The following is an 8,247-nucleotide window of genomic DNA, read 5'->3' as shown; positions in this document are numbered from 1 at the left end:
AATGCAGCCTGATAAAGATAGAGCTCATGGCCTGCAATGCTGGTCGCGGATAGCACTGCACCGGATGCAGTCAAGACAGTAGGTGGATATGCAGCACAACGCAGCGTGATCAAGGGATCTGATTCAAGGGCTACTTCCGGTACGGCTGCAAGAACAACATACGGCATAGCCAGCCACAGCAGCATGAAGATGCAGCATGTGCCTAGTGCATGTACGCTGGCCATTTTCATCAGTTTGCCTTGCGATAAACCGTCTGCAAGGCAACTTGCGTCGTTTCGCGCGTACCGAAGCCGACTGCAGTTATCCGGTAAAAATAGCTGCGTTCGTCAGCGCGCAGCCCCGCTTTCTTATAGACCATCAATTCGACGATGTAACGCGGCACCCGGACTGGCAGAGAGGCGCTACCCGTTTGAAAGGACTGTCCGGTAAATCTGCCATAGGGAACTGAACTGCTCGTATTCGCCACAGCATCCAGAAAATTGACTGTGTACCAGACTGGCGGCATCCCCTCTGCTGCATGCCGGCATAACCCGAGATAGATGTTCTGTTCGCCGCTACCGCATGCATCGCCTGTCTCGCCAGGAAAGCCGAGCGCACTACCATTGGAAAAGAGATGGCTGCGTGATTTTCCGGCATCCGGCGAATGCTCGATATCGCTTTCCGCATCCATCAACGCTGCTTCAGCAGCTTGAAATGCAATCTGGCGATCCCTGTCATTGCGCGATGATTTCTCGCCTTGCACGGCAATTTGTGCCGATGAGATGCCCAGCATCAAAACCACCAGCAGCATCAGCAAGGTGGTGACCAGGGTGGCGCCGGATTGATGATCCATTTTGTACACGATACGATCGTTCATGTGCCGCTGCCCGCAGCATCGTTACGCAACTGTATCGTGTACGTGAATATTTTCCTGAGACGATTCCTTGCTGCGCCCGGTAGCGTGTTTTCGCGGATACGCACGCCTTTATCGCTGGCAGCATGTGCCTTGCTGTAGTCGGCACCGAACAGGTTGTATTCAGTACTAAGCGCATCGTCACGCGCGACTTGTGAGCCGCGCACCAGCAAGGCCAGTCTGATCGCCCGGATTTTTTTCCAGTGCGTCTTGCGATTCTTGTCCGCTGCACGTGCCACTGCGTTATCGCCGACCAACAACAGCTTATTGTCTAGCTCATCTATCCTGGCGGCATTCAGGAAACTCTCTGGCAGTCCGTTGCCATCTGCATCTATGCCATACAGGACTTGAAAGGATTCAACCCCGCGCGCAATCGCATCTGCATTCCAGCTCGTTTTAGACTGGTATTTACAGCGCAGCTCAGGTTCGCCTGCACTATCCTTGGCAACAAAAAATATGCTCCAGCCACGATCCTGATCGGCACTGGCTGCAGAGCTTGCTACTGGTACGGTCAAGCCGGCGCAACTGAGCATCCCGCCATCTTCGTCGCCTGTTACCCCGGCACCGAAAAACCGCAGCGCCAGCACATCGCTGCCATTGACTACATCAAGCGAAGTAGCCAGGCTCAATTCTGCCGTGTTTTTCTTCAGCGTCATGGCATCCATGCCCATGACATTCGCGCTGGATTCGGCCGCCGCGAAAACCGGCATCGCATCGCTATTCCAGTTTTCATACCCTGCCTGGCGTACCGCGCGCGACAGTATTTCGATCGCATAACGCCCTGTTTCCTGCACCTGGGCGTTTTGCTCTTGCGTCACATACCCTGCCTTGCTGGAGAGCAGCAAGCCTATTGCCGTCAAGACGATGAACAAGCCCAGCGTGATCGAAATCATCAATTCGACCATCGTCCATCCTTGCTGATGCAGCAAGACGCCCGTCATCTGCATGCGTTGCTGCCCAGGCCTGAGCTGCGGATTCATTTTGGATACGGAGTGACCGTCAGCACCATGCCGGGCGCAAATGACGTGCTGTTTTGGATCGGCTTGCCGGTTGAATTTTTTTCCTGCCAGCCGATTTTTATCACCAGCGGAGCCGATGTTGAATGCGATGGCAGCGCGCAGTCCCATTCAAAACGTCCGACCGCGGCATTCCAGGGCGAGGCATCGCGGCAAATGCGAACCCGGCCGCCGGGCAAGCCCGCGTCAACATGCCGCTGCAATTCGCCAATATCAAAACGGGCAAGCTGTGCGGCATCACAATACCGGTCTGCGTCGTAACATTGGTACTCGGATGCATGTGTTGTCGTTGACGATGCAGCGTAATCAACACGCAGGTATGGATTGACGCTATCGTCCAGACGCATCTGTTCAACATTGGCGCGCATCATGTCTGCCATATTGCTCGCCAGATGAAGTGCGCGGGTTTGAAACGCAGATTGCTGTGCCGTATGCAATGCCGTCAGTTGCATGCCGGCCGCGCCTATCATACCCACCGTCAATACAAACACCGAGACCAGCACTTCGATCAAGGAAAATCCATTTTTTCTCGATGTCATCACGCAGCTCCTTACGCCAGGGTGATTGATGCACGATCAAAACAGCTTGATGCAAACAAAGGATATTTTTTAATAACGACGATTGTTGCAATATTTTCAATATTTTCGTATCCCATCGATATGGGATACGAATTTGTGTCTCGTTAAACACATATGCGCGCTCAAGGAATCACTGGCCGGGTGGCCCGTAGCATACAAGTGCCAGGCTTATTTTCACTGAGCAGGATTTTCGGTGTTCACGCAAAAAGCGAAACATAGCCTTTGATAATGCAGCGTGTGAATGCAGCTTGTGAAACGCGCACTCCAGTGCTTCAGCGTGACGGGTATTGCATACCTGCGACAATAAAAAATGCCGCTCAGTTTTCAGGCTGAGCGGCATTTCTCAAAATAGCGAGCTGGTTTATGTCGCTTGATGCACAAGCAATCCTTCCCAGGTATTTTTATCTGGTGTTAAAAATCCTGCTAATCAAGACGCAACTGCGTATTGACCATCTTGCTCTCCATATGCTTCAACACGCCATTTTTCTTTTGCCTGTAAAAATTACACAGCGCAACCAGAAAATACATCAGTAGCACCCACACCACGATGGCAATGTAATCACGCATCAAGTCTTCGACAATCTCGCCCCATTTGAAACGACGGTAGGCAAAGACCAGCACCAGCAAGGCATTGCAAGGCATAAAGACCAGCAGGAAATCTACCGTGTGGCTCCACACGGGCGAACGATGCAAGGATTGCAGCCATGAATAAATTTTTTTCACGATACTTCCTTCAATCAAGCGCGTCTTGAAGCACGCATTTATCAAATCAAATAAATTGCAAATAAAGCAATCTTTTAGGATGCCCATTAAGCCATATCCGCAAAAAAAGATGCTTATCTAATTTGAAACTTTTTGTAAGCGAGCAAGCGCAGATATTATTTTCATGAAGCAATCAATTCCCTTCCAAGCCAGCCATTTTTAAAATTATCGAGGCAGAAAAGGTAGAAATGCGATATGGGAAGCGCAGAAGCATGATTTCGCCCGGTAGAGGCTTACCATGTGCACTGAGTTATGAAGGAGGATGAGAAGCCCAACCGCTGTATGGCAGCTCCGGCCGGGTTGTGGCGTATAACGCACACCATTATTGATGGCAAGCAAACATGGCCTTGCCGATCCGAATTTATGTTGAGGGCAAGCGACAAAAATAAAGCCGCTATAAGCGGCTTTATTTTCATGCACAGATAATCTTGTTATCTATTTACAGACAGCAAGACTTCATATTTTTTTCGCGGCTGGGATAGGATGCACCTATCTGTTCTTCGAGACCGGCCCTGTTGACTATCGTAATTTGACCGCGGCTGTAATGTATCAAGCCTTCATCCTGCAGCTTGCGGGCAGCTTCCGTTACGCTTTCACGTCTTACACCCAGCATATTGGCAATCAGATCCTGCGTCATGCTGATTTGATTGGATGGCAGGCGATCAAGACTGAGCAACAGCCAGCGGCACAATTGCTGCACGATCGTATGATGGCGATTGTAAGCCACGGTGTGCGCCATCTGCGTGAACAGTGTTTGCGTAAAGCGCAGCAACGACTGCTGCAATGCACCGCCTCGCGCAAACTCCTGTGTCAATACTGATGCCCTGATACGGTATCCATAGCCTGCATTCTTGATGAAGGCACGATGCAGCGATGCACCACCGCCCATGATTACATCGACGCCGACCACGCCTTCGTAACCTATCACTGCTGTTTCCGATGAAGCGCCATCTGCAGTTTCATAAAGCAGGGAGACGATACTGCTGGTCAGAAAATAGACATACCGCATCTGTTCGCCGGCTTCACATATCGTCGTGCCGAACGGCATTTCGACAAACTCAAGATGCGGCAATAAACGCTCATAGTCAGCCGCAGGCAATGCGGCGAGCAGCCCATTGTGTCGGGGATTATGGCCATGCAATCCTGCAAGGGCTTTGGGCGAAATCGGCCGGCGGCTCGGCACGCCATGCTCGAGCTTGGTCTTCAGCGCAGCAATGATGTTTGAATTAATGGCATGATGGCCGGCAGGCGTAATGTGTATGTTCGAGATTTGTGCCATGGGTGTTCCCCCTAGTAATCATAATTTCCGAACTTGTATGATCACACCGCCATCGCGCCAGCAAAATCAGTGCATATCCCATTCGCTTGTGAGAACACACTGACAAAAAAATAACAAGACCATGATCACTGGGCCCAGTGTTTACTGGTCATGGCCCATCGCACGACGGCAACTGGTCAGCCACCTTGTAGCGCCGCGCATAAAAAAAGCCCGCCATCCTTGCGGAAGCGGGCTAAATCCAATTTTTTGAGAAGTTGGAGGAGACGCTGCAACTATATAGCGCAACAGAAAAATCCCAAACGACCGATTTATTATTTACATAGTGGTAAATACATATATCGATACCTCGATGTTTCATCCGCTGCACATCGCACGATTCAGCTTGCCGGAGCCAGCCTCATGCGCATTCAGGGTAGTGCAAGCAAATCGTCAATTTTCTGTTTCGCATCAGCGATTGCCAGTGCCTTTGCCTCTTCTCTAGTATGGCCCTGGCAAGGCCCGCCAAATCCCTGGGATATCTCGATGCCATCGGCAGCATTGATTTCTACCTCGCTCGTGGCCGACCATAGCCCACCATCGGCAGGCACAGCCACAGTGAAAATTTCATAACCGTGATAAATCGCATCGGGTGTTCTGCTCATGCTCGACTCCTTGTTGACTATGTCCGGATATCGCAATAAGGCTACCAATAAAATTACTCGCTACCTTCAGGATGATCAGCTACATACCTGGCAATAAACGCATGGGCTTCATCCAGCGCTTCATGTTGCGTACCCACGATACCCGTATCGTAAATTTTTTCTGCAATTTCCGGCTGGCCTTCTATCGCATGAGAAACATGTCCGGAGTAAGTACCGTCTTTGAGCTGGGTGGCATAGGCTTTGAAAATATGACGCAAGGGCTGCGGGGAAAACTCGCTCATGTCGATCTCCTGATCAATGTTAAATAGATCTATAAGAGATATCGCCAAATGCAAAAGGTTCTGGGCAATATCGGCAGGCAGTCATTTGCTGTGAGAATAGATTACACCCGATCCGGGCATCCCACTCTGCTCTGTGCGCCGCCGCTTCCGCCTGAAAGAGATTTTCTCAGGATGAGCTTGAACCCCATGTTTATGGGATTGTCACAGCAGGCTCCTTGCTATGTAATCACGCCATACCTAATGTACCGCAACATTAATTCCGGAGATTCCATGTCCAGCACATCTGTTATCGGTCAATTCAAAAATCAGGCAACAGGCGCAATCTGCACGGTGATCAGATTGATACCTTCGAATTCCCGGCCAGGCACCGAATGCTATGTCACTGACGACGCTGAATACCTGGATCAGGATCCTACCGATCCGAATAACTTCAAGATGGCAACCGGGGAAGTACTGGTTCCCGTTTATTCAGATTAATTCGGTAAAGCAAAATTCACTCATGTATGCACTGCCTGGGCTTGGCGACGGTGCAGCGAGTGTACCGCTTGCGCGCTAATCAACCTGCATCGCCACCGCTGACAAAACTCTGCTCTCCACCCAGATAACGGGCCAGCCATTGCAGCAGTGCAACTGCATCCCCAAACTCCATCAAGCCCTCACGCACACCATCCCCGAACAACAGGGAACCATGCAGGCTGTTATCGATTACCAGACCATCAAAAGTGGCGATCGGCATATAGCCGGTTTCGATCTTGAAAGTATTGGCGTTGAGGATGGCGGTGACTACATGCTCCATGAACTGGATCTCGGGAGTTCGCATGGCAGCCATGTTGTGTTCTTTTAAAAACACGCCAACCGCCAGCAAGGCATTGCTTATGATGACGCGCAGGTAACTGTTTTTTTGTAGCGGATTTTTGTTCAGTGTTTGATGGGCTGCATCGAAATCCAGCGCAATTTCAGCCTCGGCATTGTCCACAACGATGTTGCCGACAGACCCGGTTTTGAAGGGGCGCCGCTTTCTTGGAAGTTGCATCAGGCTGGCATCTGAACCCGATCCGAACCCACCCGCTTGCGTGCGCTGCAATATCACAGCGATCGATATAGGCAACACCTGCAATTGTTCTTCAATCAGGTGAACGGCCAACAGTGATGCTGCTTCGCCCGCTTTGCTCATATCAACTCCTTGGTAATGCCCGCTACAACTCAGGCATGCAGACTGATTTATTAAGCATAACTCCGCTTCAGTATCTTGCAAAGGCACCCTGCATGTACTTTAGACTACGACTTTACACAGGCCGGCGCTGGCAGAGTGTGCGCTGGCACACAGTAAAATCATTTGTGGGGTTGATGAGAGGCGCGGCATGGGCTTTTATGTATGTATCCGAAATATAAGCCGGACGGAAAGCAAAAAAGCCCGCGTCCAAAAGGAAGCAGGCTTAGTATTTTCGACTCACCCAGTCCTATAGTGGAAAGTGGCAAATCTATGGCAAGCGAACTCACCACGGAACTGATAGTACAGTGCATTTCCGCACGGCGCAAGCTTTTTTTGATGGAACGCAAAAAACATTCACAGCCAAATAAAAAAGCCGCGTTGAGCGGCTTTTCAATTATGCAGATACCCGCATGAACACTGGAGGAGAGAGAGGGATTCGAACCCTCGGTACGTTCGCACGTACGCCTGATTTCGAGTCAGGTACATTCGACCACTCTGCCACCTCTCCTAATCGGGTCTATCGCTACATTTAGAATGCAGCGAAGCAAAAGAGTATAGCAGAGTATTTTGCAATGGGAAACCCCCATCCTTGCCGCAAGAACATACATACAGCGTCGAATTTCCCAAGCGGGCAGCGCAGCAGTAACAGGCCAGGTCTACGCCAATAATATTATCCAAAAGACAATGTTTCTTATCATCATCCTGTCATAAATCATCAGTACTATTCGGCAGAGGCCAGTCTGTTCCATCACCTATACCGTCATTACGCGAAGAGTTATTTTGATGTCATCTTCTCCTGCACTGCCCACAGTATCCAAAAACACTGCACCCGCAGAGCACCCACTCGATGCCGCTGCAATCCCGCTCGCTCAACCTTTACGGTTCAGGACCAAGGAGGCTCACTTGTCACTTGCCGCCAATGATGTTGCTATGAATAAAAATTCCGACGATCAAGACGATCATCTGGTGCAACGCTTGAAGGAAGTTATTCAGCATCGTCAGCTGACGCCATTGTTTCAACCCATCATACGCATGCAAAGCGGCGAAATCATCGGCTATGAAGGCCTGATCCGCGGACCGTCCGACAGCCCCCTGCATTCCCCCCTGAACCTGTTCAAGGTAGCGCGCGATTGCGGCCTCAGCGTGGAAGTGGAACATTTGTGCCGCCGCATCACGCTGGAAAAATTCGCCGAATTGCAATTGCCGGGCAGGCTGTTCTTGAATGTCAGTCCGGAGTGCCTGGTGCAACCCGACGTCAAGCATGGTGAAACGCTAGGCTATATTCACGAAGTAGGCATCAACCCGGAACGCGTGATCATCGAGTTGACCGAGAGCCAGCCGACTTACGATTACGACATGCTGCGCGAAGCGGTCAAACATTACCGCGCGATGGGCTTTCGTATCGCAATCGACGATTTGGGTGAGGGATTTTCCAGCCTGCGCCTGTGGTCGGAACTGCGGCCCGAGTATGTAAAAATAGACATGCACTTTGTGCAAGGCATCAACCTGGATCCGATCAAGCTGCAATTTGTCCGCTCGATCCAGGAAATCGCAGAAAAATCCGGCACCATCGTCATCGCCGAAG

At 50.8% G+C, this 8,247-nt stretch carries 11 protein-coding genes and 1 tRNA gene; 2 read left to right on the top strand and 10 right to left on the bottom strand.

Going from position 1 to position 8,247, the window contains the following annotated elements:
- The 8 genes from Q7T06_RS10705 to Q7T06_RS10670 form a co-directional block, all read right to left on the bottom strand.
- Window positions 1-185 (bottom strand): hypothetical protein (locus tag Q7T06_RS10705; protein ID WP_304784462.1); only part of this gene is annotated, 185 nt, incomplete at its 3' end.
- Between the two features lie 44 nt (window positions 186-229).
- A complete protein-coding gene (locus Q7T06_RS10700) occupies window positions 230-856 on the bottom strand; it encodes a PilX N-terminal domain-containing pilus assembly protein (protein ID WP_304784460.1) in 627 nt (208 codons plus the stop codon).
- Entirely contained in the window at window positions 853-1,839 is a 987-nt protein-coding gene (locus Q7T06_RS10695) for a PilW family protein (RefSeq protein ID WP_304784457.1), read from the bottom strand. Before Q7T06_RS10695 ends, Q7T06_RS10700 begins: the two co-directional genes overlap by 4 nt.
- A 29-nt stretch (window positions 1,840-1,868) precedes the next feature.
- Window positions 1,869-2,447 carry a type IV pilus modification protein PilV gene (pilV, locus tag Q7T06_RS10690; RefSeq protein ID WP_304784455.1) on the bottom strand — a complete coding sequence of 193 codons (579 nt, stop codon included), beginning with the start codon at window positions 2,445-2,447 and terminating at the stop codon, window positions 1,869-1,871.
- 462 nt (window positions 2,448-2,909) lie between these two features.
- Window positions 2,910-3,209, bottom strand: coding sequence for a hypothetical protein (locus Q7T06_RS10685; protein WP_304784453.1), 300 nt, complete (start codon window positions 3,207-3,209; stop codon window positions 2,910-2,912).
- A 478-nt stretch (window positions 3,210-3,687) separates the two neighbouring features.
- On the bottom strand, window positions 3,688-4,527 hold the full coding sequence (locus Q7T06_RS10680) for a Crp/Fnr family transcriptional regulator (protein WP_304784450.1): 840 nt from the start codon (window positions 4,525-4,527) through the stop codon (window positions 3,688-3,690).
- A gap of 407 nt (window positions 4,528-4,934) precedes the next feature.
- Window positions 4,935-5,168 carry a hypothetical protein gene (locus Q7T06_RS10675; RefSeq protein ID WP_304784448.1) on the bottom strand — a complete coding sequence of 78 codons (234 nt, stop codon included), beginning with the start codon at window positions 5,166-5,168 and terminating at the stop codon, window positions 4,935-4,937.
- A gap of 53 nt (window positions 5,169-5,221) precedes the next feature.
- Window positions 5,222-5,449, bottom strand: a complete 228-nt coding sequence (locus Q7T06_RS10670; protein ID WP_304784446.1) for a hypothetical protein — start codon at window positions 5,447-5,449, stop codon at window positions 5,222-5,224.
- A 270-nt stretch (window positions 5,450-5,719) separates the two neighbouring features.
- Between Q7T06_RS10670 and Q7T06_RS10665 the strand changes: the two genes are divergently transcribed.
- Entirely contained in the window at window positions 5,720-5,926 is a 207-nt protein-coding gene (locus tag Q7T06_RS10665; protein WP_304784444.1) for a hypothetical protein, read from the top strand.
- Window positions 5,927-6,005: 79 nt separating this feature from the next.
- Here Q7T06_RS10665 and Q7T06_RS10660 read toward each other — a convergent pair whose 3' ends face one another.
- A complete protein-coding gene (locus Q7T06_RS10660) occupies window positions 6,006-6,704 on the bottom strand; it encodes a hypothetical protein (RefSeq protein WP_304784443.1) in 699 nt (232 codons plus the stop codon).
- Between the two features lie 376 nt (window positions 6,705-7,080).
- Window positions 7,081-7,170: transfer RNA gene (locus Q7T06_RS10655), tRNA-Ser, on the bottom strand.
- Between the two features lie 422 nt (window positions 7,171-7,592).
- On the opposite strand from Q7T06_RS10655, the gene Q7T06_RS10650 reads away from it, so the two are divergent.
- Window positions 7,593-8,247, top strand: a 655-nt coding sequence (locus Q7T06_RS10650) for an EAL domain-containing protein (protein ID WP_304784442.1), incomplete at its 3' end; no start/stop codon positions are given.

The organism is Herminiimonas sp., assembly GCF_030645555.1.
GTDB lineage: Bacteria > Pseudomonadota > Gammaproteobacteria > Burkholderiales > Burkholderiaceae_D > Oxalicibacterium.
The sequence above is the reverse complement of the archived record's forward strand: the minus strand, read 5'-3'. Positions and strand labels throughout refer to the sequence as shown.